The organism is Blautia sp. CAG:257 (assembly GCF_000433815.1).
Taxonomy (GTDB): domain Bacteria; phylum Bacillota; class Clostridia; order Lachnospirales; family Lachnospiraceae; genus Blautia_A; species Blautia_A caecimuris.
On record NZ_HF999090.1, the window covers coordinates 8,410 to 8,866 of the forward strand.

Here is a 457-nt window from a genome sequence, read left to right on the forward strand (position 1 = left end):
AAGTCTGATAGGGTTATAATAGGAACATATCCATGAATGAACAGGAGAATAATACTATGTATAAGATAGACTTCAAAAAACCGATGGCTATTCATTTTATTGGCATCGGCGGTATCAGTATGAGCGGACTGGCTGAGGTTCTTCTTGAAGAGGGATTTACCATCTCCGGCTCTGACGCAAAAGAAAGCCCTCTTACCAGAACTCTGGAAGAAAAAGGCGCAAAAATCTACTACGGACAGCGCGCCTCCAATATTTCCGATACCGTTCAGGCTGTTGTATACACTGCTGCAATCCATCCGGACAATCCGGAATTCAGAAAAGCTCAGGAGATGAATCTTCCCATGCTCACAAGAGCCCAGCTTTTGGGACAGATCATGCGCAATTATGACATGCCTGTTGCAGTAGCGGGAACTCACGGCAAAACAACCACTACCTCCATGCTTTCTCACATTCTTCT

1 protein-coding gene is annotated in these 457 nt (G+C 44.9%); it reads left to right on the plus strand.

The annotated features are described in order from the left end of the window. Positions 1-56 precede the first annotated feature (56 nt). Positions 57-457 (plus strand): Mur ligase domain-containing protein (locus QVP40_RS10930; RefSeq protein ID WP_288200503.1); only part of this gene is annotated, 401 nt, incomplete at its 3' end.